Genomic DNA, 26,366 nt, shown 5'->3' with positions numbered 1-26,366 from the left:
CGGGGGGCCGCGTCCGGGGGCCCGGCTGACGGCGGCATTGGCGTTCAGGCGTGTGGGCGATTTAGGCTGCGTCGGTTCGTGCCGTTCACGGCGGCAGCCCATCGACGGAGAGGAAAGCCGATGATGCAGCAGGCATCGGCCACCGACCCGGCTCCCGGGCGCCGCCCCGAGCTGGTGCCCGACCCGGATGCGGAGACGGCCCGCATCGAGGCGGTGCGCCGCTACGACATCCTCGACACCCCGCCCGACGGGGCGTTCGACCGGGTGGCGGCGATGGCCGCCCGCCTCTTCGACGTGCCGGTGGCGACCGTCACGATCGTGGACACCGACCGCATCTGGTTCAAGGCCGCCCACGGCCTGGAGGGTGTCGCGGAGATCGGCCGCGATCCGGGCCTGTGCGGCTCGGCGATCCTGCGCGATGACACGATGGTCATCCCCGACACTCTCCTGGACCCCGTCGCTGTGGACAATCCGCTCGTCGCCGGAGAGATGGGGGTGCGCTTCTACGCCGCCGCACCGATCACCACCCCCGACGGGCACCGGCTGGGCACGGTCAACATCCTCGACACCAAGCCGCGCTCGATCACCGAGGAGGACACCGCCACCCTTGCCGATCTCGCCGCGATCGTGCTGGACGAGATGGAGCTGCGGCTGTCGGCGCTGCGCGCCCTGCGCGACGAGCAGGCCCGCCGGGAAGCGGAGAAGCGGCACGCCGAGGCGGAACGTGCGCGGGCCGAGGCCGAGCGGGCGGCGCGGGAAAAGGCGGAGCAGGACAAGGCCGCCATCGCCGCGTTCGCCTCCACCCTCCAGCGCACCCTGCTGCCCCCGGCCCTTCCCGTGGTGCCGGGCCTGGAACTGGCCTGCCATTACCGCACCGCCTCCGCCCACGACGTGGGCGGCGACTTCTACGACGTCTTCCCCCTCGACGGTGACCGGTGGGCGTTCTTCCTCGGTGACGTGTGCGGCAAGGGCCCCGAGGCGGCGACCGTCACCGCCCTGGCCCGCCACACCCTGCGCACCGCGGCCCAGATCAACGCCGACCCCGTCACCGTGCTGAGCGCGCTCAACACCATGCTGCTCACCGACGTCTCCGCCGGCCGCCGCTTCTGCACCGTCCTCTTCGGCCTCCTGGAGCCCCGGGAGGACGGTGGCTTCACCGTCACCGTCGCCAGCGGCGGCCACCCGCCGGCCTACCACGTGCGCCCCGACGACAGCGGCGCCGTCTGGGTGCGGGCCGTACGCCCCAAGGGCGGGATGCTCGTCGGCGCCTTCCCCAAGGCGCCCTTCGCCCAGACCACGTTCTCCCTGACGGCAGGGGAAAGCCTGTTCCTCTACACCGACGGGCTGATCGAAGCTCGCACCACCGAGGGCGCCATACTCGGTGACGACGGCCTGACCGGCTTCCTCCACCAGCGCACCGGGCCCGTCACCGCCGCCTCCCTGATCGAGGACAGCATCACCCTGCTGGCCTCGCTGCCCGACGGAGCCGGCGACGACGTGGCCCTGCTGGCCCTGTCCGTCCCCGACCCCCACACCACACCCGACGGCGGTGTCGCTGCCACCGCCCACACCACCGCCGCGCCCGAACACTTCGGCCAGGAGTGACGACCGACGTGAACGACACGCTGCACCTGACCGTCCAGCACCCCCGTCCCGGCCTCGCGATCGCCACGGTCGCCGGCGAAGTGGACACGCACACCGCGGACATCCTGCGCCGCGAAGCCTCGGAGATCATCCAGCAAGGGTGCCCGCGCCTGATCCTGGACCTGTCACAGGTCGGCTTCTGCGACTCCGCCGGCCTGAGCGCCCTCATCGGCCTCTGGCACACGGCCCAGGCAGCCGACGGGGCACTCATACTCGCCAACGTCCCCGACCGCCTGATGCGGATGCTCACCCTCACCGGTGTCGACGCAGTCCTGCCGGTCCATGCCACCACCGCCGAAGCGGTCACCACCATGACCGCCGACCAGGTCACCGGCGCGGGCGAGCACGGCTCGATCACCCACTCCTCCGCAGGTGGCGGGACCGGTGAGCCGACCGGGGCGGAGCCCATGGCCTGCGAGGGCGCGCACCACACCGCTGCCGACCTGAGCTGATCGCGTCGACCCGCCGGAGGTCGTACCAGCGATCGGCCCGGCCCGCCCGTCGGGGTATCGGGTTCGAGTTGATCGCTTCCCCGGGTACCGCGGCGGGAGCGCGCTGCTTGCGTGCGAGGTCCGTGACGGCCGGGAGCAGGCTGTCACAAGCCTCGGTGTGGATCGTCGGTTCTGCTCACCGCTGGACGAAGGCTCGGCATGTCAGGCGAGCCGCGCTGCCTTGAGGCCCTGCAGGGGGAACTCGGTGGGGAGGCCGCTGCCCGGGACGGTGACCTGGATGTCGACGGGACGGGACCGGCCTGCGGGCAGCAGTTGGTCGCCGATGGACTCGACGTAGACCCGTCCGTCGCCGTGCTCGCTCACCTCGACGCCGGAGGACTCCACCGCGGCGCCCTGGGCGGAGGGGAGGTCGAAGGAGATGCGGAATGTCCGTACGTCCCGCCGGTCGCCAGGGTCGCCTGGGTTGGTGGCCGTGACGGTGAGGGTGTAGCTGTACACCCTGCCCTGGACGGGCCAGGAGGCGGGCCAGGACGTCTTGAACTGCTTGTCGACGACGATGTAGTCGTAGCCGGGGTCGATCGGCAGGGGTGTGATGCGTCCGGCGCCGTTCATGACTTCCAGACCGTCGACGGGAATCTTGCCGTCGACGCGCCGGGCCTTGTCCGGGATGGTGTCGGGGTCGGTGAGGTCGAGGAAGCACACGTTGCCCGCGGAGTCGACGACGTAGAACATGCCGTCCTGGTCGAAGAAGGCGGCCGCGTAAGCCTTGCGGGAGCCGTCGGAGCCGCTGGCTTCGGCCGGCGGGAAGACCGCCTGCTTGAGGATCTGCTTCATCGGCTCCTTGGCCGGGTCGATGTGGAGCAGGTCTCCATTGTCCCCCTCGACCGCGTACAGCCGGCCGTCCTTCGGGTGGAAGGAGTAGTCGTCCCACCGTCCGCCGCCGGGCGATTTCCCGGCGCTGGCCGTCTTGGCGGTCACGTCGACCGTGTAGCTGGGGACGGTCGGGCCGCTCACCACGAGCAAGGAGTTGCCGTCGGCGGCGATGTCACCGTCGTACCAGGTCCTGCCGCTGGGCAGGCCCTCTACGACCGCGTCGGTCAGGGTTCCCTCCTCCGCGTCGATGGTGACCAGCTTGTCGCCGCTGACGGCGTGCAGCAGGGGCTCGTGGTCATCGCCGCGGTACTGCGCGCCCATGGCGGTATAGCCGCTCGGGTATGCCGGGACGTTGTCGATGGCGCGGACGTCACCGTCGATCGGGTCGAAGCGGAAAAGCCTGGTGTTGGTCCTGCCCACCGCGAGGTACACCTTCCGGTTCGCCATGCTTGTTGGCCCTTTCCTGTGAGGAGACCGGTGAGTGCGGCGCCGGGATCACGCCGCGGGGACGTATGGCAGCCGGCTGACCTGCGACCCCGGTGCGCGTCACGGTGACGGTGACCGGAGCCGGTGCGGTCTCGCCGGAACGGGGCGAGGCGGTGCGGTGCGGCGGTTGCGCCGCCGCACCGCACCGGCCCTCTGTGACGGGCCCTGGTCAGGTGGCGGGCAGGACCTTCCAGAAGGCGACGTTTGAGTTGCTGCGGTTGGAGTAGGCGTTGGTGTCCACGTCGTAGCGGGCGCCGCTGGCGGAGCTTTCGTGGTTGGTGCCCCCGCCGCCGGCGCCGCCGTGGGTGTCGAGGTAGCCGCCGTCACCCTGGTGGAGGTTCTGCAGGTGGATGCGGTCGCCGTCGCGCAGCTCGTTCGCCAAGTCGATTCCTCCCGTGAGGGGCTTTCCCGGTCCCGCTGCCGTATGCGGCAGAACCCTGTCGCTGCGGAAGCGAACCGCAGACACGCGAGTCCGCGCAGTCGCCAGGAGCGGGCCAAGGACATAGGCATGCGGCGGGTTTGCCGGGCATATCACCGAGGCTCGGAGGGCGGCGGGGGCACACAAGGGGTCTTCTGCGCACCACCAGTCCCAGCAACGTCCAGCGGCCACAACAACCCTGGCTGGAAAAGCGGCTGCTCTCATCACCCGGAAGCGTGCACCGCCTCCTCAACGCGTTGACCCGCCCTCAGCCTTCTGTGAATGACTTCTCGTGTGACACGACGGTGTCTGCTTTCCCCCGAACCAGCCGCCCGGTGGCCGGCGAAGCCACGTCGGCCACCGCCGCCGACCTGATCCGGCGCGCCTGCGCTCCGTCAACGAGCTGGTGGACCCTCTGCGGCTGGCACGCAGCCCTTACGAGGTGACGGCGCTGCACGAGTGGACGGCTTGTCTGGACGGTGCGCTGACGGTGGTGAGCGGCATCCATGACAACCTCTTCCTCGGGAGCCTCCTCGACCACGACGGCGGTGATGAGCGGGCGCTTCACGGTTATGCTGGCCGCGCAGAAGTTCATGCCGAACACCTCACCGATCGGCGGACCGAAGGACGCGGTGGTGGCCGCGCGCCTGCTGGCCGGCGGGCGGGACCACGGCGTCTTCCTGTTCCTCACGCCGCTGTCGGACCACCGGGGCCCGCTGCCCGGCGTCACCGTCCGCCCCCTGCCGTTGCGGCCGGGCAGCCCGGTCGACCACTGCCTGACCTCCTTCGACCAGGTGATCCTGCCGAAGGACGCCCTGCTGAGCGGTGACCACGGCCGCCTGGCCGACGACGGGGCCTTCACCAGCACGCTGGGCAGCCCCCGCAAACGCTTCCTGACCGCCATCGGCCGCGTCACCCTCGGCAAACTCTGCATGAGCGCCGCCGCACTCGGCGCGAGCCGCGCCGCCCTGGCGACCGCCGTGCGCTACAGCCGGCACCGCACCATCAGCGGCCCCCGCGCCGGCCGGCGCGTGCCGCTGTGGGCACACCGCACCCACCACGGGCCGCTGCTCGAGGCGCTGGCCACCGCGTACGCGATGAACGCCCTGCACCGCCAGGCGGTCGGCCACTACGCCGGCCACGACCGCAGCGATCCGCGCGCCGTTGCCCGCGCCGAGCAGCTGGCCGCCCTCACCAAGGGATGGATCACCTGGAAGGCTCGCAGCGTCCTGGTCGAGTGCCGGGAGCGGTGCGGCGCCCAAGGACTGCTCCCCGTCAACGGCATCATCAGCTGGGCGATCGACGCCGAGGGAACGATCACCGCGGAGGGCGACAACCTCGCCCTGTGGGCGAAGACCGGCGCCGAACTACTTTTCGCCGCCGACGACGACAGTCCCGCACCCGCACCCGCCCACCGCCGGCTGGACGACCCCGGCTTCCTGCAGTACCTGTTGCACACCGTCGAGCAGCAGCACCTGTCCCGGGCGCGCACGCGGATGCGCGGTGCCCCGCGCACCGACAGCCAGCGCCGTTGGAACGCCGCCGCACCGGACGCCCTGGCCGCCGTCACCGCCCGCGCCGAGCGCCTGGCCGGGCAAGCCCTGCTGGACACCGCACGACGCGCCCGCGAACCCCTGGCAGGGATGCTGCTGCACACGCTGCACACCCTGTTCGCCCTGCGCCACCTCACACCCCACACCGGCATGCTGCTGGCAGACGGCCACCTCGACACGAGGCACGTCCACCAGTTGCCCGCAGCGGCCGATGCGGCCATTGACCGGCTGCGGGACCACGCAGGCGTCCTCGTCGACGGCTTCCACCTGCCCGAAGAAGTCCTCGCGGCCCGGCCGATCGCGTCCGCCGGCCACTACGACCACTTCGACCACCCGGCGGCGCACTGGAATGCCGCCCGCTCCCCCGCCGACCAGCCCAGCGTCTGCGACGCCTGACCGCTCGACCGCACATACCGCGGCCTCGGCCTTTCTGGTCACCGACGGCCCGGGCAGCCCGGTCGCAGTTCGCCTCGGTGTGCCGGCTGCCCGCACGCCGGTCCGGGCAGCCGGCGCTGGTGCTGGTGCTGGTGCTGCTTGCGCATTGATGCGTGGCCGTCCTGGTGAAGCGGTGCCAGCCACTACCAACGTCTGCGACCGCCCGGGTCACCGGCAGGATCAGAACGATCACGGTCATGACGCCTCCCGGGGAAGCGGTGACACAGGTGACTACTCCTGAAGTCGCGTACCGCCCCTCTGCGGCTGGGCGAAGGTCCGGCTGCGGGAAGCAGGCGGCCCCACGGGCGGGCTTGCCTGATCAGCGGCACCTGAAACGAGACAGCCCACCTGGAGGGACAGCTGCCCCCTTCTTGTTCTTGCCGCCCTCGCCTGCCGCGTGCCGGCCCCCTCGCCTGTTCGAAACGACCGCTGTCCCACCTCACTGCTGCGCCGGCCGTTGGTCATGTGAGTGACGCTCGGTCAAGTGGTTCGAGGAAGACCGTCCGCCTGTTCGGGATCTTTCGGACAGGGTCTGACCTCGGGAGACGACCGGTTGACCGTCCTGTTGAACAGCGAGCCGCTCCTTACGCTGGGTCGCAAGGGGCGCCCGCCCCTGTGACGAACTCGAGGCGGAGGAGCACTGCTGTGACGGACCTCGTACTGCTCGCGGGCGGACCGGTGACGATGACCCACCACGTCACCGGCACCTACTTCATGTGCAACGACTGGCACGACGGCGTCGGCAACCACACCCAGACCTGGGCACAGGACCCGTTCGCCAAGGACAACACCTCACACCGGTGGTTCCTGCGGCAGAACGCCGGCGGCACCGTGCGCATCGAGTCGTACGCCAACCACCGCTGCCTCACCGCCGGGGCCAACCCGTCCGACATCGTGACCCTGCGGGAGAGCACCGACAGCCTCAACCAGCACTGGCGGCTCGTTGCCCATGCGGAACGAGGCAACGACTTCTACCTGGTCTCGGTCGTGCACCCGCGCTACGCCCTGGCCATCGCCGATCACCTCCAGGGCAACGACCGGCTGGTCGGCCTGACCCGCATGTGGGGCGGCCCCAACCTCTCCCAGCTGTGGCGGATCTACCCCTCGTCAGAAGACCAGGACTGACAGCCGCCGAGCACGCTTCGACGACATCTACGCCGGATGTACAGGACAGGCCCGCCCTCCCGTCGGAGGGCGGGCTCGCCATGCGGTCATCTCCGGCAGGCAGTCGGGGCAGGCGCCACCGGCGGGTCGGAGGAAGCGCGCTCACACCGTCCGGGCCCTCGCCCTGCTCGGCAACGGGGAGCGGGAAGGGCGCTGGATGTGGAGGACGAGCAGCGCCAGGGCACCGGTCGCCGCGGACCAGGTCAGGGTGAGCAGGCCGTGAGACCAGGGGACGTGCGGGGTGAGGGCCGAGCTGAGCGCCAGCTGGGTCACGCCGTACAGAGGCAGCGCGGACACGCCCGCCACGTCCATGAGCGTGTTGAAGACGGGATTCTGCAGGCCGGTGTCGACCAGGCTGAGCATGATGATGAGGAAGAAGCCCTCCAGCTCGCCGCGGACCAGGGAGCCGAGCAGGAGGCCGATGCCGCCGTAGGCGAGGCCGGCGCCCGCCAGGGCCAGCGCCAGGGCTGCCGGGTGGCGTACGGGCAGGGAGATCCACAGCAGGATCGTGGTGTAGCAGGCCAGTACGGCGGCGGTGAGGGCGACGGCGGCGAGCTTCGCCGTCAGCATCGGCAGCCGGGGATAGCCGGCCAGCAGCAGACGGCGGTCCAACTGCCGGGACAGGAAGGTCTCGATGAAGGCGATGAAGCCGGCGACCATGGTGACGGCGCCCAGCGCGCTGGCCACCTGCCCCACCTGGCCGGCCGGGGCGGAGACAGGGGCGCTGATGGTGTGCAGCGAAATGCGCACCACTTGGTCGGCGGTGCACAGGCGGGCCACGGTGATCCAGACGGGGATGAACGCGACCGCCAGAGAGAGGGCCAGCCGGTTGCGCAGGTGGCCCAGCAGGGTGCAGCGCAGCAGTTCGGTGAACGCCGTCCAGGAGACCCTCATCGCTCGGTCTCCTCGAAGTGCAGCCGGCCCTGGCGCAGATGGGCGATGGCGTCGAAGTGGTGCAGGTCGTGCAGCAGATGGGACACCACGATGATCGACCGGCCCCGGTCACGCAGGTCGGCGGCCAGGGTCCAGAACCGCTGATGGGTGTCCCAGTCGAAGCCCTGGTAGGGCTCGTCCAGGACCAGCAGTTGCGGATCGTGCATGAGCGCGATCAGCAGGTTCAGCTTCTGGCGTGTTCCGCCACTGAGTTCGCCGACCTGCTGCCGTCGGCAGTCGGTCAGCGCCAGCAGCTCCATCAGCTCGTCGGCGCGGTTCAGGGTCGGCAGCCGGTAGGCCGTCCGGAACAGCCGCAGATGCTGTCCGACGGTGAACGCGTCGTTCAGCACGGCCCGTTGCGGGCAGTACCCCACCGCTCCGGTCCGCGTCACCGTGCCGCGGTCGGGTGCAAGGTGTCCTACGGCGACCCGGAGAAGCGTGCTCTTCCCCGCGCCGTTCTCGCCGACGATCCCGACCAGCGTCCCGGCGGACACCTCGAGGTCCACGTCGCGCAGGACCTGTCTGCGGCCGTACGCCTTGCAGACTCCGCTGATCCGCAGCCGTGGCCGCTGTCGCGTGGTTACTGCCTGCACATGAGCCCCTTGGAAGATCGGACAGGTGGAGCGAGCCGACCCGCAGGAAAGCCCGCCACGGTGGCCGGGGCCGCGCAGGCTCACGTCCGCCGGCCTGCCCGGCTCATGACGGCTCAGCCACGTCCGGCCCGGACGGTCCGGCCTGGGCGTGCCGGACCCGCCTGCGAGGCGGCGCGCTGCCTCCCGGTGCCCAACGACCGCATACCGGCCGGTGTAACGGCGCCGGCTCGATGTTCCACACCCGCCAGTGGGGCGTGACGTGCGCCGCGGTCCGCCGTTGTAGGGATCGATGCCCCCGACACCACAGCGAGACCTCAGCGCTCCCACGATCGTGATCGGAGCCGGCCCCCACGGGCTGGCGGCCGCCGCGCTACTCAAACGCTTCGGCGTACCGACCGTGATCCTCGAAAGGTCGGACCGAGTAGGAGACAGCTGGGCGCAGAGATACGACCACCTGCGCCTGCACACCACCCCCGGCACCTCGAAACTCCCCGGCCTGCCGGTGCCGCGCCAGGCCGGCCCATGGGTGAGCCGCGACGACTACGTGCGCTACCTGGAGAGCTACGACGCCCACCACCGGCTCGACGTCCGGCTCACCACGCCGGTGCTGCGCGTCCGGCGGGCCGGGCCCGGCCCGAACGCCCGCTGGCTGGTTCACACCCCGGACGGCCCCGTCCCCACCGACGCGGTCGTGGTGGCCACCGGCCGCTGCCACGCCCCGGACGTCCCCGACTGGCCCGGGCGTGCGAGCTTCACCGGAACGCTGCTGCACTCGGCCCGCTACCGCTCTCCGGCGCCCTACCGCGGGCAGCACGTCCTGGTGGTCGGCGCCGGCAACAGCGGTACCGAGATCGCCGCCGTCCTCGCCGGGGCCGGAGCCGCGCGGGTACAGATCTCGGTCCGTACCCCGCCCAACATCCTGCCCCGCTCCAGCGCCCGATGGCACGCGGTCGGCCGGCTGACGGAAGCCCTTCCGCTGGCGTGGCGCGACCGCACCTCCCTGCTCACGCAACGTGTCGCGGTGCCCGACCTGACGGCGCGGGGACTGCCGCGGCCCCGCACGGGCCTGTACACCCGTAACGCCCGCGAAGGGGTCAACCCGGTGCTCGACCACGGCTTCGTGGACGCCGTGCGGTCCGGGCGGGTCGAGCCCGTCCCGGCCGTCCGGGGATTCGACGGGCCCGACGTGGTACTGGCCGACGGCACCCGAGTGCGGCCCGACACGGTCATCGCCGCCACCGGGTACCGGACCAACCTGTACGACCTGGTGGGGTCCCTGGGCGTACTCGACGAGGACGGACTCCCCCTCGTCGTAGGGTCGGAAACCCATCCCGGAGCCCCACGCCTGTACTTCGCCGGCTACACCAATCCCCTCACCGGGGTCCTCCGCCAGGCGGGCATCGAGGCGCGTGCCATCGCCCACGCTTTTCGCCGGGAGAAGGCCCGATCGACCCTTCTCGGGGGGATGCTCCGAGCTGACGGAGTTTCGGAAGTCTGACCCTTCGGCGCTCGCCCTGCCGGGCGATCGGACGCCGCGGTGGCAAGCATGGATCGGCGTTCTGGGCATCAACAAAGGAACGGCAAGACGGTACGGCCGTCCGGACCGGGGTACTCCGGAGCCGACGGCACGGCACCGCGAAGACCGCAGACGGGCAGCATCCCGTCGGGCAAGGACCCGATCATGGCTTCCTTCGACGACGCGCTCGACCTCCACTTCATCGGCAACGCGACGGTCCTGCTCCAGTACGGTGGGCTGAGCCTGCTGACGGACCCCAATTTCCTGCACCGCGGCGAGCCCGCGTACCTCGGGTACGGGCTGATGAGCCGCCGGATGACCGAGCCGGCGCTCGCGGCTCAGGAGCTTCCGCGCCTGGACGGGGTCGTCCTGTCCCACCTGCACGGCGACCACTGGGACCGCCGGGCCCGCCGGCACCTCGACCACGCGGTCCCGATCGTCACGACACCGCACGCGGCCCGCCGCCTGCGCACCTGGCAGGGCTTCCGGCGGGCGGGCGGTCTGCGCACGTGGGAGAGCTGCGTCCTCCGGCGGGGCGGGCAGCAGGTGCGGGTGACGTCCCTGCCCGGGAGGCACGCGCTCCATCCCGTGCTGCGGGGCCTGCTGCCCCCCGTCATGGGCAGCATGCTGGAGTTCGGGACCGCCGACGGGCCCGTGCACCTGCGCCTCTACCTCTCCGGCGACACGCTGCTCTACGACGGCCTCGGGGAGATCGCGCGGCGCTTTCCCGGCGCCGACCTGGCCGTCCTCCACCTGGGCGGCACCCGGCTGCCGGGCGGCTTCCTGGTGACGATGGACGGGGCGCAGGGTGCGGAACTGGCCCGCCGCCTGGGTTACCAACGCGTCATGCCGGTGCACTACGACGACTACACCGTTTTCAGCTCCCCGCTCGCGGACTTCCTGGCCCAGGCGCGGCGTCTCGGGCTGCAGGAGCGGCTCGTCCACTGCCCTCGCGGTCGGCACGCGCGCATAACGGCCCACGGGGAACGGCCCGCCGTCCGCTGAGCAGGGCCGTCGGCGGCCGCCCGCCGGCGTGCCCGCCCCGCCCCGGACGGGGCCGGCTCCCAGGTGACGCCGTCCCGGGGCCCGGTGACGCGTGCTGGGTGCTTGAACGGCTGAGGGCCTTCCGGGTTCGGTGGGGACACGTGGCGCCGGCGTGGGGACACCACCGTTCGCACCCCCGTCCTTCGGACCGGGCCGGGGCGGCCGGATACAGTGCGCGACGGCAGGCAGCCTGGCCGCACAAGGAGGGGAAGCGTGACCGACTCCAGCGACACCCGATCCGCCGACGGTTCCGCCGACGGTTCCGCCGACGGTACGGCGCCCGCGGCCCGGCAGAGCGGGCTGCACCGCGTGATGCGCTACCTCCCGCTGATCGCCCCCGTGCTGCTGTGGGCCGTGCCCTGCTGGCTGCTGCTGCACACCGGCCAGCACTGGCCGCTCCCCGTCACGCTCGGCTGCACGGCCCTGTTCGCCCTCGGCCTGTTCGGTATGCCGCTCGCGATGGCGCGCGGCCACGGCCGGCGCCAACAGGATGGGGCGGCGATCGTCGGGGACACCCTGCTGGGCGCCAGCTGGATCCTGTTCACCTGGTCCGTCGTGCTCGGCGTCCCGCTGCGGCTCGCCCTGGCCGTGGCCGGCGTCGGCGACGGCCAGGACCGGGCCCGGATCGTCACCTGGGCGGTCCTCGGCACGGTCGCCGTACTGCTCGCCTGGGGGTACGCCGAGGCCCGCCGGGTGCCACGGGTACGCCGCCTGGAGGTGCGGCTTCCGCGCCTGGGAGCCGGGCTGGACGGCACGCGCGTCGTCCTCGTCACCGACACCCACTACGGCCCCCTCGACCGCGCCCGCTGGTCGGCGCGGGTCTGCGAGACGGTCAACGCGCTGGAGGCCGACCTGGTCTGCCACACCGGTGACATCGCGGACGGCACGGCCGAACGCCGCCGCGCCCAGGCCATCCCGCTCGGCACCGTGCGGGCCACCCGGGCCCGGGTCTACGTCACCGGCAACCACGAGTACTACGGCGAGGCCCAGGGCTGGGTCGACCTGATGGAGGAGCTGGGCTGGGAGCCGCTGCGCAACCGCCACCTGCTGCTCGAACGCGGTGGCGACACGCTCGTCGTCGCCGGTGTGGACGACGTCACCGCCGGCTCCTCCGGACTCGCCGGCCACGGCGCCGACCTCGCCGGAGCCCTGCACGGCGCCGACCCCGACCTGCCCGTCCTGCTCCTGGCCCACCAGCCGGGGTTCGTCGGCCGGGCGGCAGCGGCCGGCGTCGACCTGCAGCTCTCCGGCCACACCCACGGCGGCCAGATCTGGCCTTTTCACCACCTGGTCCGCCTCGACCAGCCCGCCCTCGCCGGCCTCAGCCGCCACGGCGGACGCACCCTCCTCTACACCAGCCGCGGCACCGGCTTCTGGGGCCCGCCGTTCCGCGTCTTCGCCCCGAGCGAGATCACCCTGCTCGTGCTCCGCTCCCCCACGCCGTAGCGAGGGGCGGGGAGGGGCAGGCGCGAGGGGCCGCCGGATGCCGTGTCATGGCGAAGGAATCCGGAACTCGAATTCGGGGCGGTCCCATGGCACGGCGGGCGGAGCCGCGAGCGCGGTCCCGGTCCGCACCGCGCCGACGCGGTGGTAGAAGTCCTCGGCGGGGACGTGCGACACGACCTTGACCCGGTCGAGCCCGGCGGCACGGGCCTCACCCTGCATGTGCGCGACGAGCAGCCGTCCGATCCCCCGCCCCTGCGCGTCGTCGGCGACGAACAGCAGGTCGAGCTCCGGTGGGTCGAGGACGAGCGAGTAGAACCCGAGGACCCGGCCTCCCTGCGCCTCGTCACCGACGGCCACGAAGACACGGTGGGCCTCGAGGTAATCCGGTCCCACCCGGTAGCCCGCGACCGCGGCCGCGTACTTCCCCTCGTAGGCACCGGAACCACGCACGAGACGCGTGAGCCGCTTGGCATCCCGCGCGACGGCCCGCCGTATCGTGACGGGCGGGCGGACCGGGGACGTGCGTGAACTCACCGGGAGAGTATGCCGCACCGGGGGCTGGGGCGGGCGGTGGGGTCCCGCCGGGAGGCGTCTCCGTCATGCAGGGCCGGCGCTCACGCGTGCCGGTGATGGCGTCCCGGGGGTTTCCGGTGGGGTGGGGGTTTCGCCGAGGAAGCCGCCCGACTGGTGTCGCCAGAGTTTCGCGTAGGCGCCGTCCGCGGTGAGGAGCTGGTCGTGGGTGCCCTGCTCGATGACGGTGCCGCGGTCGAGGACGACCAGGCGGTCCATGCCGGCGACCGTGCTCAGGCGGTGGGCGACCACGAGGGCCGTGCGTCCGTCCATCAGACGCCACAGGGCGTCCTGGACGAGGAGTTCGCTCTCCGAGTCCAGCGCGCTGGTGGCCTCGTCCAGCAGCAGGATCGGCGCGTCGCGCAGGATGGCCCGGGCGAGGGCGACGCGCTGGCGCTGGCCGCCGGAGAGTTTGATGCCCCGCTCCCCGACCAGGGTGGCGAAGCCGTCGGGGAGGTGGTCGGCGAACTCCGTGACGTGCGCGGCCGCTGCCGCCGCGTGGATCTCCTCGTCGGTGGCGCCGGGCCGGGCGAAGGCGATGTTGTCCCGCAGGCTGCGGTGGAACATGGCGGGTTCCTGCGGGACGTAGGCGATCAGGGAGCGCAGGTCGGTCTGGCGCAGCCGGCTGATGTCCTGGCCGCCGATCAGGATGCGTCCGCCGTCGAGGTCCGACATCCGCAGCAGGAGCCGGGTGAGTGTGGTCTTGCCGCCGCCGGACCTGCCGACCAGGCCGATCCGCGCGCCCGCGGGCACGTCCAGGTCGAGGCCCTGGAAGATCGGCTTCGCGCCGGTGTGGGCGAAGGTCACCGCCTCGAAGCGGACGGCGGTGTCCCGCGGGGCGAGCGGTTCGGGGGTCGCCGGGTCGAGCACGGTGGGCGGGTCCAGCAGCAGCTCGGTGAACTGCGCGGCCTCGGTCATGGAGCTTTCCAGGCGCCGGTAGATCCGGTTGAACTCGAACATGATCTGGGTGGCGTTGGAGTAGTAGGTGAAGCTGACGACGATCTCCTCGACCCCCTGGCCCGGGCCGCCGAAGGCGATGGCGACCAGCAGGCCCAGTACGTTGGTCAGCACGGACATGGGGGCGACGAAGGTGTCGACGCGGAGGTTGCCGTAGTCCCAGGACCGGAGCGTCAGGCGCCGGGAGTCCGCGACGCGGCTGCGGTGTTCGGCGGCCTCCCGCCGCTCCGCCGCGAACGCCCGGATGGTCTCCATGTTCGTGAGGCTGTCGGCGACATGGCCGGAGACCCGGGCGATCGCGGCCTCGCGCTCGTTGACGAGCCGCTGCCGGCGACGGATCAGGGGTGTCGCGGCCACCGCGGTGAGCGCGATCATCACCAGCAGGCCGACGACGAGCATCGGTTCGTAGCCCCACAGCACCACGGAACCGAACACGAGGGGGACCAGACTGCCCACGATCTGGTACGTCACCGTGTCCATGAAGTCCTCGAAGCGCTTGCCGAAGCTGAGCACCCGTTTGGTCAGGGAACCGGCGAAGTTGTCGTGGAAGAACGCCGCGTCCTGGGCCAGGAGTTCGTCCATGCCGCTCACGTAGAGGTGTTCCATGCCGAGGGCGTCCACGCGGTTCAGGCAGTGCTGTCCGACCCGCCACACGGCCTCGGCGAGCAGCAGCGTCACGCCGAAGCCCAGGACGTACGGCAGCGCCGCGTGCAGGGTGAGGCCGTCGTCGGCGGCCTGTCCCGCCAGTTTGGCGATCAGCAGGGGGGCGATGTAGCGGATGCCGATGTTGCCCACGGCCGGCAGCAGCAGCGCGGGCAGGGCGAGCAGTCGTAGGCGCAGCAGTTCCCGGCCGTAGCGGCGCAGTGCCAGAACGACCGCGCTCCTGCCCGGCGTCGGCCCTTGCGTGTCTGTGGTCCCCATCACACCCCCGGTGGTTCGGAGGACGAAGTCTCCCGTCCACAGGGCTGACCAGTCCAGGCATTTACCACGGAGTGGCGAGAATCGGACACCTGTGGGCGTGGTCAGGGGCGGGGGCGCAAGGGGGGTTGCTCGGTGGGCGGCCGGCCGGCGAGGCCGGTCAGCAGGCGGGTGCAGACGTCACGGAGCTTGAGGTTGGTCTCCTGGGACAGCCGGCGCAGCAGGTCGAACGCCTCCTCGGCGGTACAGTGCTGTTGCTGCATGACGCTCCCGACGGCCTGGTCGATGACGCTGCGGGAGGCGAGCGCGGTCTGCAGGTCCCGGGTGAACTCCTCGGCGTCCGCCAGGCGTTGGGCCAGCGCGATACCGCCGCCGGCCTGTGCGGCGATCAGCGTCAGTGTCTGCCGGTCGCGCTCGGAGAAGGCGTCGGGGCCGGCGGCGTAGAAGTTCAGCGCCCCGGCCGTGTGGTCGCGCGCCCGGATCGGCAGGGACAGCGAGGAGCGGACGCCCAAGCCGGCCGCGAAGCGCGGATAGGACCCCCAGCGTGTCTCCTCCAGGACGTCGGGCACGTGGACGACCTCGCCGGTGCGCAGCGCGTGCAGACAGGGACCGTCGTCCTGGCCGTACTGCTTCTCGTCCAGCTTGTCCGCCACTCCCCCGGTGCTCACCACGGTCAGCGGCCGCTGACGGCGGTGCAGTGTGACACCGCAGCCGTCCGCGCCCGTGGCGCCGACCGCGTCCTCGATCAGGAGCTGGAGGAAGTCGCGCAGGGAGGCGGTCTCCAGCAGCCAGTCGATCATGTCGAGTGCGTGCTGACGGCGGTCGAGTCGGTCCACCTCTCGTCTCCTCCCGCGGGCCCGCTCGCCGGCCGGCCGGCTCCGCGTCGTGCTGATACCCCCGTCTCGTCGTTTCGTTCCCCGTGTTCCCCCGGCTGTGGGCCTACAGACGCAGGTCGTGGATGCCGCCGTCGACGGCGAGGATCGTGCCGGTGGTGCCGGAGGCGTCGGTGGCCAGGAAGGCGATGGCCTCGCCGACCTCCTCGGGGCGGGCCAGCCGGCCCAGGGGGTGGCGGTCGTTCAGCGCGTCCCGTTCCGCCCGCGGGTCGGCGGCCGTGGCCAGCACCCGCTGGATCCAGGGGGTGTCGACGGCGCCGGGCGCGACGGCGTTGACCCGGATGCCCTCGCGGACGTGGTCGGCGGCCATCGCCAGGGTCAAGGAGTGGACGGCGCCCTTGGACGCGGAGTAGAGGACGCGCCGCCGTACCCCCATCGAGGCGAACACGGAGCAGGTGTTGACGATCGCGGCGGCCGGCGACTTGCGCAGGTACGGCAACGCGGCCCGGGCGAGGCGCACCATGCCGACGACGTTCACGTCCAGGACGCGTCGCCACTCGTCGTCGTCGTTGTCGGTGATGTCGCCCTGCGCGGCGATGCCGGCGTTGTTCACGACGATGTCGATACGGCCGAAGCGGTCGGCGGTCTCGACGACGGCGGCGCGCACGGACGCGTCGTCGGTGACGTCGCAGGCGATGCCGACGGCCGGGGCGGCGACCTCGTCGGGTTTCAGGTCCAGGGCGGCGACCCGGACGCCCCGGGCGGCGAGCGCGGCCACGGCGGCCGCGCCGATGCCGGACGCGCCGCCGCTCACGACGGCCACGAGGGGTTCGGACGAGGGTGCTTCGCTGGTGACGGCCACGGCGGGCGCCTCCTTGACGGTGGATTCGGGTGGTGGGTGCGGTCGGTGGGTGCGGGGGGTTGGGGGAAGGGCTGCCTTTGAGGAAGGCCGGTGCGGAAAGGGCCGGTTGGGGAAGACCGGTCGTTGAGGAAGGACGGTCGTTGAGGAAGGCCGGTACGGGGAGGCCGGTTCGGGGAGGGCCGGCTAGCGGGGCCGGCGCGGGGTGCCGCGCTGCAGCCGCTCCAGGAGCCGGTGCGCCTCGGCGCCGGCGACACCGACCGCGCGCCGTGTCCACCAGGCCGCCGCGAGGTTGGACGTCAGCAGCGTCGTCCGGCCGAACTCGCGGTCGAGTTCGGCGAGGGCCGCCAGCGTGCCCATGCCCGTGCCGGTGAAGAGGATCGCCCCCTCGTCGGGCAGGCCGGCCTCGCGGATCCGGCCGAGGAGGGTCCTGGTGGTCACCCGGTACGGGTCGAACTCGTGGTCCTGCTCCTTCGGGTCCACGACGGCCGGGGCGAGGACGACACGGTCGACGACGACACCGGCCTGCTCCCAGAAGGCGCGGGAGGTCTCGGTGAGCCAGTCCCAGTAGGGGGAGACGAGGGTCAGGCGGGATATCCCGAATTCCTCGCACACCGCGAGGATGGCCTGTGTCGTCGACTGCACCGGATAACCGAAGGCCTCGGACAGTTCGGACACGAAGGCCCGGTCGCCGTCAGGGCCCAGCAGATAGTGCGAGGCGTTGCAGGCCACCACGGCGGCATCCAGGCGCATACGGCCGAAGGTGGCGAGCGTGTCCGCCAGCACGTCGTTGTACCGGAGCATCGTTTCCTTCACACCCATTCCGGGAGTCAACGGGAAACGCGCGGTGTACACATTCAGTTCGGCACCGATCAGACGGTTGAACTCCGGTTCGGCGAGCGGGTTTTCCGGGGGCACGACCAGCCCGAGCCGGGGCAGCGGGAAAATGTCCATGGCCGCACATTAGTTGCCGCTCCGAATGCCGTCCCCTGCTGTACGGCGGACTTGACATTCCGGCAGCTCCCTCTTGCAACTCCTTTCCTTCTTGACATTTCTTGACAATCGACTACGGAGATTTAACAGGCTCGTCTTTACTCGTTCCGGTGGCGCGTTGGAAGGTGGTGGACCGCCCCGCACCTCGTCGAACGGAGTCGATCCATGTCCAAGGTCCAGCCGCGTGACCGGGGGCGGTGACGGCATGTCCGGTGCCCCGTCCATCCCGATGTCGGCCACCCTGGCCGCCGACGAGGCCCTGGACCGCAGGCGGCGGGCCGGGGAACAGGTCCTGCCCATGGCCGGCGGGGAGATCGGCCTGCCCGTGCTGCCCGAACTGCGCCGGCGGCTCGCCGCCGCGGCGGACGAGAACGCCTACGGGCCCGTGCCCGGCAGCCGGGCGCTGCGCGCCGCCGCCGCCGGCTACTGGGGCCGGCGCGGTCTCACCACCGATCCCGAACTCGTCGTGGCCGGGCCGGGCAGCAAGCCGCTGCTGTTCGCGCTGCTGCTCGCGCTCGGCGGTGACGTCGTCGTGCCCGTGCCGAGTTGGGTCAGCTACGCCGCCCAGGCCCGGCTCGTGGGGGCCCGTCCGGTGCCCGTGCCGATCGCGCCGGGCGAGGGCGGGGCGCCCGACCCGGAGCGGCTGCGCGCGGCCGTCGGCGCGGCGCGTGCCGCCGGCCGGGACCCCCGGTGCGTGGTGGTGACCGTGCCCGACAACCCGACCGGCACCGTCGCCTCGCCCGGCACGCTACGACGGCTCGCGGCGGCGGCCCGGGACCTGGACCTCGTCATCGTCTCGGACGAGATCTACTGCGACCTCGTCTACGACACCTCCGCGCCCGCCGGGTCCCCGGCCTCGCACGCCCCGGAGCGCACCGTCGTCACCACCGGGCTCACCAAGAACCTGGCGGTCGGCGGCTGGCGCACCGGTGTGGCCCGGCTGCCCGACAGCGAGACCGGGCGGGCCCTGTACGGGCGTCTCGTGTCGGTCGCCAGCCAGATCTGGTCCAGTGCGCCGGCGCCGGTGCAGGCCGCCGCCGCGTACGCGTTCGGCGAGCCGCCGGAGGTCGTCGAGCGCGTGGCGGCCGCCCGCCGGCTGCACGAGACCGTGGCCCGCGCGGTCGCCGGCCGGTTCACCGACGCGGGCGCGCTGCTCGCACCGGTCCGCGCGACCTGCTACCTGTACCCGGACTTCACACCGCTGCGCGGCCACCTGGCCCGGGCCCACGACGTGCACGGGGGCGCGGACCTGGTCCGGTTCCTCGGTGAGCGGCACGGTGTCGGCCTGCTCCCGGCCGGCGCGTTCGGCGAGGACGGCGACCCCTTGCGGATCCGGGCCGCGACCAGCCGCCTGTACGGCGAGGACGACGATCAGCGCATCGCCGCACTCACGGCGGCCGACCCGCTCCGACTGCCGTGGATCCGCGAGAACCTGGAGCAGATCGACTCCGCGCTGGCCGATCTCGCCGGCGCCCGTACGGGGCGGGGTTGAGCGGTTCCCGTCCGCGCGGGGGGCGCCTGCGAAGGTCGCGTCCACAGGGGGCCGTTCGCGAGGGGCCGCCACGAAGAACCCCGTTCCGCGAAGGCCCCGCCCCTCCGCGAAGGACCCCGTCCCACAAGGCCCCGCCCACCAAGGCCCCGTGCGCAAAGGGGCCGCACACCAAGGGCCCGTATGCAAGGGGCCGTCCCGAACCACCCGCCTGCGAAGCACCGCCCCGAACGACCCGGCCACGCCGGCCTCGACCCTCTCACCGAAGGCAACCGTCATGACCAGCGCCGAGCCGTCCACCGGCACCGCGACCCCCCTCCCCGCACCCGGCACCGCGCCGGCGGCCGGGCAGAAGCTGCCGATGGCGGCCCTGCTCGCGCTGGCCGTCGCGGTGTTCGTCACCAGCCTCACCGAGACCCTGCCCGCCGGGCTGCTGCCCGACATGAGCGCCACCCTGCACACCAGCGAGTCGGCCACCGGCCAGACGGTGACCGTGTACGCGCTGGGCACGGTGCTCACGGCCATCCCGCTGTCCGCCGCGACCGCGGGCTGGAGCCGCAAGCGCCTGCTGCTGACGGCCATGGCCGGCTTCGCCGTGGCCAACACCGTCACCGCCCTGTCGGCGAACTACCCGCTGACCCTGGTCGCCCGGTTCGTCGCCGGTGTCGCCGCCGGGCTGGCCTGGGCCCTGCTGGCCGGTTACGCCCGCCGCATGGTCGCCCCGCACCAGGAGGGCCGCGCCCTCGCGATCGCCATGGCCGGGATCCCCGTCGCCCTGTCCCTGGGCGTGCCGGCCGGCACCTTCCTGGGGCAGGCGGTCTCCTGGCAGGCCGCCTTCCTCGCGATGACCGCCCTGACCGTGGTGCTGCTGGTGTGGATCACGGCCGTGGCACCCGACCACCCCGGCCTGCCGACGGGCGGCAGGATCCCGGTGCGCGGCACCCTGCGCGTCCCGGGCGTCGCCGTGGTGCTGACCGTCACCCTGGTCTTCGTCCTGGCCCACACCCTGCTGTACGCCTACGTCGCCACGTTCCTCGACCACATCGGCATGGGCGGCCGGACGGACGCGGTCCTGCTGGTCTTCGGTGTCGCCTGCCTGGTCAGCATCTGGGTCGTCGGCGCCCTCATCCACCGCCACCTGCGCGCGCTGACCGTCGCCGGCACCCTGCTGGTCGGTGTCGCCGTCGCGGTCATGGGCGCCTTCTCCGGCACCGACGCGCTGGTCTACGTCGCCGCCGCCCTGTGGGGCCTCGGCTGGGGCGGGGTGCCGACCCTGCTGCAGACCGCGGGCGGCCAGGCCGGCGGGGAGGCGGCCGAGGCGGCCCAGGCCATGCTGGTGACCCTGTGGAACGTCGCCATGGCCGGCGGGGGCATCGCCGGCGGCCTGCTGCTCGGTGCCGTCGGCGCCGACGCCCTCCCCTGGACGGTGCTGGTGCTCCTGGTGCCGGTCCTCGCCCTCGTGCTCGCGGCCCGCTCCCACGGGTTCCCGGCCGCCCGCCCATCCGCCCACTCCTGAGGAGACCCCGACAGCCATGTCCATCATCTTCGAGTGCGAATACCAGGGCCGCCGGTACGCGGGCCACGGCCTGCCCGTGCCCGACGGCCCGCTCACCCTCTACCCGGTCGCCGACGGGCAGTTGACGGCGGCCCTCGTCGCCGGCCGGGGCCCCGGGGACCTGCGGTCCGCCGTGACCGGCGACAGCGGCCGGATCGAGGTGGACCCCGGCGACACCGGCCTGCGGTTCCTCCCGCCGCTGCTGCCGACCGCCTCCGAGAACTCTCTGATCAACGGCTTCATGGGCACCCACCGCTCCAAGTTCGACCGCGCCCCGGAACCGGACGAGGAGTTCACCCCGCCGAACTACTACATCAAGGGCTTCGGTTCCTGGCTGCGGCTGCCCGACGAGCCGCTGACCACGCCGGCCGATCCCGTCTGGCTGCTGGAGGAGCCCGAGGTCGTCCTCGTGTACGCCAACGACGACCAGGGAGTCCCGCACTACGCCGGCTACACCTTCGGCAACGACCTGAACGACATCGGCCTGCACCTGAAGAACCCGTGGGCGTGGACCCCGTACGCCAAGCTGTGCGAGACCTCGATCACGCCGTGGCTGTTCCTCGACACCCCGCCGGAGAAGGTCACCGGCAGCGTCACCATCGAGCGCGAGGGCGCCGCGGCCTGGCAGGGCGGCTTCTCGTGCGGCGCCGACTCCCTCTTCCACCGCATCCCGGACATGGCGCGGTACCTGTTCTCGCACCCGCTGCTGCGCCGGCCGGGCCTGGTCAACTACCTGTTCCTCGGCGCCGACAAGGCCACCTACCACGACGGGTTCCGGATCGAGAACGGCGACCGGATGGTCATCGACGTGTCCAGCCACGGGGTCGTGCTGGCCAACGAGGTGCGGTACGGGGCCGCGGCCCCGAGGTAACGGCCCGGACGCCCAGGGCGCCCGGGCCGGGTGTGCGGGATCGGAACGCTCCCGCGCACCCGGCCCGGGCCTTTTCCTGCCCCATTCCCGTTGTCTGCCGGTTTCCGGTCTCCCGTTTCCTGCCGGATCCACTGACCGACTTCCACGACCGACCGCGCACGCGTGCGCGACTGCGGAGGGACAGCAACGATGGTCGACGCCCTGTCCGTTCTCGACCTGGTGGCCGTCGGGGAGGGCCACACCACGCCGGAGGCCCTGCGGACCTCGGCGCGGCTCGCCCGCCTGGCCGAGGCCCGCGGGTTCCGCCGCCACTGGGTCGCCGAGCACCACTCGATGCCCGGCATCGCCAGCAGCAGCCCCGCGGTGATCCTGGCGTACCTGGCCGCGCAGACCAGCCGGATACGGCTCGGTTCCGGGGGCGTGATGCTGCCCAACCACGCCCCGCTGGTCGTCGCCGAGCAGTTCAACACGCTTGAGGCGATGGCCCCCGGCCGGGTGGACCTCGGGCTCGGGCGCGCCCCGGGTACCGACCAGGCGACCGCGCGGGCGCTGCGGCGCACCACCGGGCCGGCGACGGGCGACTCCTTCCCCGCGGACGTGGCCGAGCTGCTCGGGTTCCTCCACGACGACTTCCCCGAGGGGCACCCCTACCGCCGGGTGCACGCCGTGCCCGGCCCGGTGCAGGGGCCCACCGGTGGGCGGCCCGAGGTGTGGCTGCTCGGCTCGTCCGGGTTCAGCGCGCAGTTGGCGGGCCGGCTGGGCCTGCCCTTCGCCTTCGCCCACCACTTCGCCGCGCACCACACGATCCCTGCGCTGGAGCTGTACCGGCGGACGTTCCGGCCCTCGCCGGTGCTGGCCGAGCCCTACACCCTGGTGGGCGTCTTCACGTTCGCCGCGGAGAGCGAGCGGCGGGCCCGGGAGCAGGCCCTGACCGGGGCGCTGGCCACGGTACGGTTCCGCACCGGGCGCCCGGGGCTCGTACCGACTCCCGAGCAGGCCAGGTCGCATGTGTTCACCGGGTACGAGCGTGAGGTCCTCGGCGGCTGGCTGGAGAACGCCCTCCACGGCACACCGGACTCGGTGCGGGACCAGCTGGACGAGCTGCGCAGGCGGACGGGCGCCGACGAACTCATGCTCGCCTCCAACGCGCACGGCCTGGAGGAGCGGCTGACGTCGCTGTCCCTGATCGCCGACAGCTACGGGCTCCCGCACGTGCCGCCCGGGCCGGCCTGAACCGCCGGGCCCAGGCCCGCGCGCAAGGCGACGGCGCGGCGGCACCGCCCGAGGGCAGTGCCGCCGCGCCGGTGCGCCGGGCGGGTCAGGAGCCGGCGAGGCGCCTGCGGAGTTCGGCCTTGCGGACCTTTCCGGTGAGGGTCTTGGGCAGCGCCTCGACCAGTTCCAGCCGGTCCGGGAGGAAGCGGGGATCCTGGCCGCGGCCGAGCAGGTGCTCGCGGATCTCCCGGAGCGTGGGCCGGGCCCCGCCGCCGCGGGGCACGAGGACGGCCACGACGGGGTCGTCCGGCCGGCCGGTGGGTCCGACCAGCGTCGCCTCCGCGATCTTCGGGTGCGCGCCGAGGACCGCCTCCAGCTCGGCCATCGGGATCACGGTCCCGTCCCGCACGATCGCGTCCTTGGCCCGGCCCAGCACCCGGATGCCGCCGCGGCCGTCCTCCCGCGCCACGTCGCCGGTGTCGAACCAGCCGTCCGCGGACAACTCGGCGTCGAAGGCGGCCTGGTTGCGGTGGTAGCCGAGGGCCTGGGAGGCGCCGCGCACCCGCAGCCGGCCCACCCGCGCCCGGCCCGCCCGGGCGGGTTCGCCGGGCTCACCGTCGCCGTCGCCGTCGATGCGGATCTCCATGGCGTCGATCGGCCGGCCGTGGCTGTGCGCGGACCAGTCCTGGTCGTAGTCGAGCCGGCTGATGGTGATCGGCCCGAACTCCGACATCCCCCACACCGAGTACGTGCTGGTGTCGAAGGTGTCGCGCAGCTCGTCCACCAGCTCCTGGAGCACCGGTTGGGCGCCGGTGACGGTGTGCCGCAGGCTGGAGACGTCGTGCCGGTCGGCGCGCTGGGCGGCCGCCACGCCGAAGAGGGTGGCCGGCGGGCCGTACAGCAGGGTGGCCCGGTAGCGCTCCGCCAGGTCCAGCAGGCTGGTGTGGTTCCTGCCGTCCTGGAAGGCGACCGTCCCGCCGAGCATCACACCGGCCAGGACGCCCTGGCCGAAGCCGGAGTAGTGCACCAGCGGGGTGGTGACGACGGCCACCAGGTCGTCGCGGAGCAGGAAGGTGTCCACGTAGCCGCGGACGCCCGAGTGGACGGTGTTCTGGGTGTGCACGACTCCCTTGGAGAAGCCGGTCGTACCGGAGGTGAACAGCACCACGAACGGCTCGTCGGGCCCGAGGGCGCGGCCCTCCAGGTCTCCCATGCGGGCGTCCTCCCAGGGCACCGCGACGAAGTGGTCGTGGAAGCCGAGCGTGCCCTCGGGGGCGCGGCCGCCGGCCACCACCACCTGCTCCAGCGGCAGTGAGGGGCGCAGAGCGGCGATGTCCCGGGCGAGGGGGCGGCCCTCCCACTCGGCGACGGTGACGCACAGCCGGGCCTCGGTGAGTTCGAGGCGGTGGCGCAGTTCCTCGCCCTGGCACTCCGGCGCGATGGGGCAGATGACGGCGCCGACGGCCATGCAGGCGAACATCAGCGGGACCATCTCCCACCGGTTGGGCAGCTGGACCGCGACGACGTCCCCCCGCCGGACGTCGAGTTCGAGCAGGGCACCGGCGAATCGGTCGGTCAGCAGGGAGAGTTCGGCGTAGTCCAGGGTGTCGGTGCGCGCCTCGCCCAGCCGGCGGCCGGCGACGGCCAGCTTGCGCGGCCGGATCCGGGCCTGCCGGCGCAGGTCGTCGAGGAACGTCTCGTCCCGCCACCAGCCGCGCGCCCGGTACGCGGCCGCGCGGTCCGCCACCGCCGGTGCCGGGGCCCGCGCCGGTGTCGGCGCCGGGGGAAGGGTCGTCGTCATCGCAGCTCTCCGCGGCGGACCGTGAGCAGCTCCGGCAGCGGGTCGCCGGCGCGGGCGGCGGCGATCTCCAGCAGGGCCCGGGTGTTGTCCCGTACCCGGTCGCCGATCCAGTCGAAGACCCAGGCCTTGCGGGCCTCGGCCGCCAGCTCGAAGGGGACGACCCGGGTGACGGCGAGGGCCGCCGCGCCGGCGCCGCCGATGTTGGCGATGACGCCCGGCACCAGGGTGGCGCCGGCCGCCCGCGCCTTCTCCCGCGCCTCGGCGTCGGAGGCGAGGTTGGCGCCCTCGACCACCAGGCCGGCGCGCAGCCGGTGCGCGTTCTCGGCGTTCAGCGCGTGCTTCTGGGCGGCGAGGATCAGCAGGTCGGCGTCGACGTCGAGCCAGGCGTCCGGTCCGCTGGAGAGGGTGACGTGCTGCGGCAGGCGGGAGCGGTCGATCAGGCCGAACTCGTCCGTGATGGTGATCAGTTCGGCGACCGGTAGCCGGTCGGCACTGATGGTGCCCCGGGCGTCCGCGACGCCCACGACCGTGTGGCCGCGGTCCTCGAGGAACCGGGCGACCGCGCGGCCGACGGCGCCGAAGCCCTGCACCACGACCCGGGCGGGCCCGGTGCGGCCGCTCGCCTCCAGGGCGGTGACGGCGGCGACGCCGACGCCGTGCCCGGTGACGTCGATGAGCGGCTCGTAGTAGGTGCGCCAGTCGATGGGCATGTCCGGGGCGCCCAGCCGGTAGCGCGGGTCGTAGCCCGCCTCGTCGAAGAACACGGCCCGGTCGGCGGGGGTGACGCCCATGTCGATGCCGAGGTGGATGCCGCCGTGCAGCAGCGGCTTGACCGTACGGCCGAAGGTGCGGAAGGTCTGCTCGCGGTCGCCGCCGTCGGAGACGATGCCGCCCTTGGCGCCGCCGATGCGCAGACCCGCGAGGGTGAACTTGTGGGTCATGTCGCGGGCGAGGCCGGCCACCTCCTCCCGGGTCACTCCGGGGGTCATGCGCACCCCGCCCATGGCGAGGCCGTCGACCAGTGTGTCGATCACGACCCAGCTCCTGATGGCGCCGCCGCTGCCGTTCAGGTGCACGACGAGCGCGGGATCCTGTGTGGTGTCGTCGACAAGGCTCATGTGCCGAATACTCCTGTCCGTTCTTGAGGGCATGAGGGTGCGTTCACCGCGTGGGCTGCGTTCACTGGTAGAGCTGTGCGAAGCCGCGCAGGATCTCCAGGCCGTCGCTGCGGAACTCCAGGTGGGCCTGGGAACCGAGGATGCGGCCGTCGTCGGAGCGCAGGAACTCCACGGGCGCGTGCTCGGAGCGGCCGATGGAGCGGAAGCCCTTCGGGGCCTCCTGGAGGTAGAGGGTGTGCCGGTGGAACACCGTCACGGTCGGCTTCACATGGGTGAAGAGCGGTTCATCCTTGTCGACCTGGACCTCGTAGCCGCCGACCCGCTGCGGGCCCTCGGCCAGCCGGCCGCCGGCGGCGACCGCGAGGATCTGCATGCCGCCGCAGATCCCGAAGACCGGCACGTCGGCGGTCATGACGAGGTCGACGAGCGGCTTGTAGTACTCCTGGTCAAACGCCCGTACCTTGGTGCCGCTGAGCACGATCGCCTGGTAGCGGCCGTCGAGCCGGGCGGGTACGGCGTCCGGTTCGACGGTGTCGGTGTCCGAGCCGAGCGCTTCGAAGCGGCCGCGGAGCTGCTTCAGGGAGAGTGTGCGGTTGTTGACGACCAGCACACGGGACTTCGCCACGTGGGTGC

The 26,366-nt window shown here is 72.6% G+C and carries 23 protein-coding genes; 11 read left to right on the top strand and 12 right to left on the bottom strand.

Annotated elements, in window-relative coordinates; genetic code table 11:
* Positions 1-120: 120 nt before the first annotated feature.
* Positions 121-1,605, top strand: a complete 1,485-nt coding sequence (locus ACZ3ZD_RS31125; RefSeq protein ID WP_467404596.1) for a PP2C family protein-serine/threonine phosphatase — start codon at positions 121-123, stop codon at positions 1,603-1,605.
* A gap of 8 nt (positions 1,606-1,613) precedes the next feature.
* Positions 1,614-2,096, top strand: a complete 483-nt coding sequence (locus tag ACZ3ZD_RS31120; RefSeq protein ID WP_467404593.1) for an STAS domain-containing protein — start codon at positions 1,614-1,616, stop codon at positions 2,094-2,096.
* A gap of 201 nt (positions 2,097-2,297) precedes the next feature.
* On the opposite strand, the gene ACZ3ZD_RS31115 is transcribed toward ACZ3ZD_RS31120, so the two are convergent.
* Entirely contained in the window at positions 2,298-3,416 is a 1,119-nt protein-coding gene (locus ACZ3ZD_RS31115; RefSeq protein ID WP_467404589.1) for a DUF6923 family protein, read from the bottom strand.
* 208 nt (positions 3,417-3,624) lie between these two features.
* Positions 3,625-3,837, bottom strand: coding sequence for a hypothetical protein (locus ACZ3ZD_RS31110; RefSeq protein WP_467404587.1), 213 nt, complete (start codon positions 3,835-3,837; stop codon positions 3,625-3,627).
* Between the two features lie 542 nt (positions 3,838-4,379).
* On the opposite strand from ACZ3ZD_RS31110, the gene ACZ3ZD_RS31105 reads away from it, so the two are divergent.
* Both ACZ3ZD_RS31105 and ACZ3ZD_RS31100 read left to right on the top strand, forming a co-directional pair.
* Positions 4,380-5,822, top strand: coding sequence for an acyl-CoA dehydrogenase family protein (locus tag ACZ3ZD_RS31105; RefSeq protein ID WP_467404586.1), 1,443 nt, complete (start codon positions 4,380-4,382; stop codon positions 5,820-5,822).
* 684 nt (positions 5,823-6,506) lie between these two features.
* Positions 6,507-6,986: an RICIN domain-containing protein gene (locus ACZ3ZD_RS31100; RefSeq protein WP_467404583.1), complete on the top strand. Its 480-nt coding sequence runs from the start codon at positions 6,507-6,509 to the stop codon at positions 6,984-6,986.
* Positions 6,987-7,127: 141 nt separating this feature from the next.
* Here the strand turns inward: ACZ3ZD_RS31100 and ACZ3ZD_RS31095 are convergent, their stop codons facing one another.
* Together ACZ3ZD_RS31095 and ACZ3ZD_RS31090 are read right to left on the bottom strand one after the other, a co-directional pair.
* Positions 7,128-7,919 (bottom strand): hypothetical protein, encoded by a 792-nt coding sequence (locus tag ACZ3ZD_RS31095; protein WP_467404580.1) that lies wholly within the window; start codon positions 7,917-7,919, stop codon positions 7,128-7,130.
* Positions 7,916-8,551: an ABC transporter ATP-binding protein gene (locus ACZ3ZD_RS31090; protein ID WP_467404577.1), complete on the bottom strand. Its 636-nt coding sequence runs from the start codon at positions 8,549-8,551 to the stop codon at positions 7,916-7,918. The genes ACZ3ZD_RS31095 and ACZ3ZD_RS31090 overlap by 4 nt, the downstream gene beginning before the upstream one ends.
* 289 nt (positions 8,552-8,840) lie before the next feature.
* Here ACZ3ZD_RS31090 and ACZ3ZD_RS31085 point away from each other — a divergent pair, with 289 nt between their 5' ends.
* From ACZ3ZD_RS31085 to ACZ3ZD_RS31075, 3 genes are all read left to right on the top strand, one after another.
* Positions 8,841-10,049, top strand: coding sequence for a flavin-containing monooxygenase (locus tag ACZ3ZD_RS31085; protein ID WP_467404574.1), 1,209 nt, complete (start codon positions 8,841-8,843; stop codon positions 10,047-10,049).
* A gap of 183 nt (positions 10,050-10,232) precedes the next feature.
* The gene (locus tag ACZ3ZD_RS31080; RefSeq protein ID WP_467404572.1) at positions 10,233-11,072 is read left to right on the top strand and encodes an MBL fold metallo-hydrolase; all 840 of its coding nucleotides are present in this window, start codon (positions 10,233-10,235) and stop codon (positions 11,070-11,072) included.
* 252 nt (positions 11,073-11,324) lie between these two features.
* Entirely contained in the window at positions 11,325-12,557 is a 1,233-nt protein-coding gene (locus tag ACZ3ZD_RS31075) for a metallophosphoesterase (protein ID WP_467404568.1), read from the top strand.
* A 45-nt stretch (positions 12,558-12,602) separates the two neighbouring features.
* On the opposite strand, the gene ACZ3ZD_RS31070 is transcribed toward ACZ3ZD_RS31075, so the two are convergent.
* From ACZ3ZD_RS31070 to ACZ3ZD_RS31050, 5 genes are all read right to left on the bottom strand, one after another.
* Positions 12,603-13,091, bottom strand: coding sequence for a GNAT family N-acetyltransferase (locus ACZ3ZD_RS31070; protein ID WP_467404565.1), 489 nt, complete (start codon positions 13,089-13,091; stop codon positions 12,603-12,605).
* A gap of 63 nt (positions 13,092-13,154) precedes the next feature.
* Positions 13,155-15,005, bottom strand: a complete 1,851-nt coding sequence (locus ACZ3ZD_RS31065; RefSeq protein ID WP_467404561.1) for an ABC transporter ATP-binding protein — start codon at positions 15,003-15,005, stop codon at positions 13,155-13,157.
* 101 nt (positions 15,006-15,106) lie between these two features.
* Positions 15,107-15,802 carry a GAF and ANTAR domain-containing protein gene (locus ACZ3ZD_RS31060; RefSeq protein WP_467404756.1) on the bottom strand — a complete coding sequence of 232 codons (696 nt, stop codon included), beginning with the start codon at positions 15,800-15,802 and terminating at the stop codon, positions 15,107-15,109.
* Between the two features lie 139 nt (positions 15,803-15,941).
* Positions 15,942-16,697 (bottom strand): SDR family NAD(P)-dependent oxidoreductase, encoded by a 756-nt coding sequence (locus tag ACZ3ZD_RS31055; RefSeq protein ID WP_467404556.1) that lies wholly within the window; start codon positions 16,695-16,697, stop codon positions 15,942-15,944.
* A 183-nt stretch (positions 16,698-16,880) separates the two neighbouring features.
* The gene (locus tag ACZ3ZD_RS31050; RefSeq protein WP_467404553.1) at positions 16,881-17,648 is read right to left on the bottom strand and encodes a maleate cis-trans isomerase family protein; all 768 of its coding nucleotides are present in this window, start codon (positions 17,646-17,648) and stop codon (positions 16,881-16,883) included.
* A gap of 268 nt (positions 17,649-17,916) precedes the next feature.
* On the opposite strand from ACZ3ZD_RS31050, the gene ACZ3ZD_RS31045 reads away from it, so the two are divergent.
* The 4 genes from ACZ3ZD_RS31045 (at position 17,917) to ACZ3ZD_RS31030 (ending at position 22,835) form a co-directional block, all read left to right on the top strand.
* Positions 17,917-19,179, top strand: coding sequence for a pyridoxal phosphate-dependent aminotransferase (locus ACZ3ZD_RS31045; RefSeq protein ID WP_467404752.1), 1,263 nt, complete (start codon positions 17,917-17,919; stop codon positions 19,177-19,179).
* A 274-nt stretch (positions 19,180-19,453) separates the two neighbouring features.
* Positions 19,454-20,692, top strand: coding sequence for an MFS transporter (locus ACZ3ZD_RS31040; RefSeq protein ID WP_467404550.1), 1,239 nt, complete (start codon positions 19,454-19,456; stop codon positions 20,690-20,692).
* A gap of 16 nt (positions 20,693-20,708) precedes the next feature.
* On the top strand, positions 20,709-21,602 hold the full coding sequence (locus ACZ3ZD_RS31035; protein WP_467404547.1) for a fumarylacetoacetate (FAA) hydrolase: 894 nt from the start codon (positions 20,709-20,711) through the stop codon (positions 21,600-21,602).
* A 189-nt stretch (positions 21,603-21,791) separates the two neighbouring features.
* Positions 21,792-22,835, top strand: coding sequence for an LLM class flavin-dependent oxidoreductase (locus tag ACZ3ZD_RS31030; RefSeq protein WP_467404545.1), 1,044 nt, complete (start codon positions 21,792-21,794; stop codon positions 22,833-22,835).
* Positions 22,836-22,920: 85 nt separating this feature from the next.
* On the opposite strand, the gene ACZ3ZD_RS31025 is transcribed toward ACZ3ZD_RS31030, so the two are convergent.
* From ACZ3ZD_RS31025 to ACZ3ZD_RS31015, 3 genes are all read right to left on the bottom strand, one after another.
* Positions 22,921-24,615: an AMP-binding protein gene (locus ACZ3ZD_RS31025; protein ID WP_467404542.1), complete on the bottom strand. Its 1,695-nt coding sequence runs from the start codon at positions 24,613-24,615 to the stop codon at positions 22,921-22,923.
* Complete coding sequence (locus ACZ3ZD_RS31020) at positions 24,612-25,733, bottom strand: Glu/Leu/Phe/Val dehydrogenase dimerization domain-containing protein (protein WP_467404538.1); 1,122 nt, start codon at positions 25,731-25,733, stop codon at positions 24,612-24,614. The genes ACZ3ZD_RS31025 and ACZ3ZD_RS31020 overlap by 4 nt, the downstream gene beginning before the upstream one ends.
* Positions 25,734-25,794: 61 nt before the next feature.
* Positions 25,795-26,358, bottom strand: coding sequence for a type 1 glutamine amidotransferase (locus ACZ3ZD_RS31015; RefSeq protein ID WP_467404536.1), 564 nt, complete (start codon positions 26,356-26,358; stop codon positions 25,795-25,797).
* Positions 26,359-26,366 lie beyond the last annotated feature (8 nt).

The organism is Streptomyces sp. NPDC023481, from assembly GCF_055560195.1.
This window is presented reverse-complemented; position numbering and strand designations above follow the sequence as displayed.

Excerpts from the sequence above, each read along its gene's own strand:
- ACZ3ZD_RS31125 (WP_467404596.1), top strand. The coding sequence starts at position 121 with ATGATGCAGCAGGCATCGGCCACCGACCCGGCTCCCGGGCGCCGCCCC.
- ACZ3ZD_RS31050 (WP_467404553.1), bottom strand. The coding sequence starts at position 17,648 with ATGGACATTTTCCCGCTGCCCCGGCTCGGGCTGGTCGTGCCCCCGGAA.
- ACZ3ZD_RS31045 (WP_467404752.1), top strand. The coding sequence starts at position 17,917 with ATGTCGGCCACCCTGGCCGCCGACGAGGCCCTGGACCGCAGGCGGCGG.
- ACZ3ZD_RS31065 (WP_467404561.1), bottom strand. The coding sequence starts at position 15,005 with ATGGGGACCACAGACACGCAAGGGCCGACGCCGGGCAGGAGCGCGGTC.
- ACZ3ZD_RS31020 (WP_467404538.1), bottom strand. The coding sequence starts at position 25,733 with ATGAGCCTTGTCGACGACACCACACAGGATCCCGCGCTCGTCGTGCAC.
- ACZ3ZD_RS31085 (WP_467404574.1), top strand. The coding sequence starts at position 8,841 with ATGCCCCCGACACCACAGCGAGACCTCAGCGCTCCCACGATCGTGATC.
- ACZ3ZD_RS31105 (WP_467404586.1), top strand. The coding sequence starts at position 4,380 with ATGACAACCTCTTCCTCGGGAGCCTCCTCGACCACGACGGCGGTGATG.
- ACZ3ZD_RS31040 (WP_467404550.1), top strand. The coding sequence starts at position 19,454 with ATGACCAGCGCCGAGCCGTCCACCGGCACCGCGACCCCCCTCCCCGCA.
- ACZ3ZD_RS31025 (WP_467404542.1), bottom strand. The coding sequence starts at position 24,615 with ATGACGACGACCCTTCCCCCGGCGCCGACACCGGCGCGGGCCCCGGCA.
- ACZ3ZD_RS31095 (WP_467404580.1), bottom strand. The coding sequence starts at position 7,919 with ATGAGGGTCTCCTGGACGGCGTTCACCGAACTGCTGCGCTGCACCCTG.
- ACZ3ZD_RS31115 (WP_467404589.1), bottom strand. The coding sequence starts at position 3,416 with ATGGCGAACCGGAAGGTGTACCTCGCGGTGGGCAGGACCAACACCAGG.
- ACZ3ZD_RS31030 (WP_467404545.1), top strand. The coding sequence starts at position 21,792 with ATGGTCGACGCCCTGTCCGTTCTCGACCTGGTGGCCGTCGGGGAGGGC.
- ACZ3ZD_RS31080 (WP_467404572.1), top strand. The coding sequence starts at position 10,233 with ATGGCTTCCTTCGACGACGCGCTCGACCTCCACTTCATCGGCAACGCG.
- ACZ3ZD_RS31035 (WP_467404547.1), top strand. The coding sequence starts at position 20,709 with ATGTCCATCATCTTCGAGTGCGAATACCAGGGCCGCCGGTACGCGGGC.
- ACZ3ZD_RS31060 (WP_467404756.1), bottom strand. The coding sequence starts at position 15,802 with ATGATCGACTGGCTGCTGGAGACCGCCTCCCTGCGCGACTTCCTCCAG.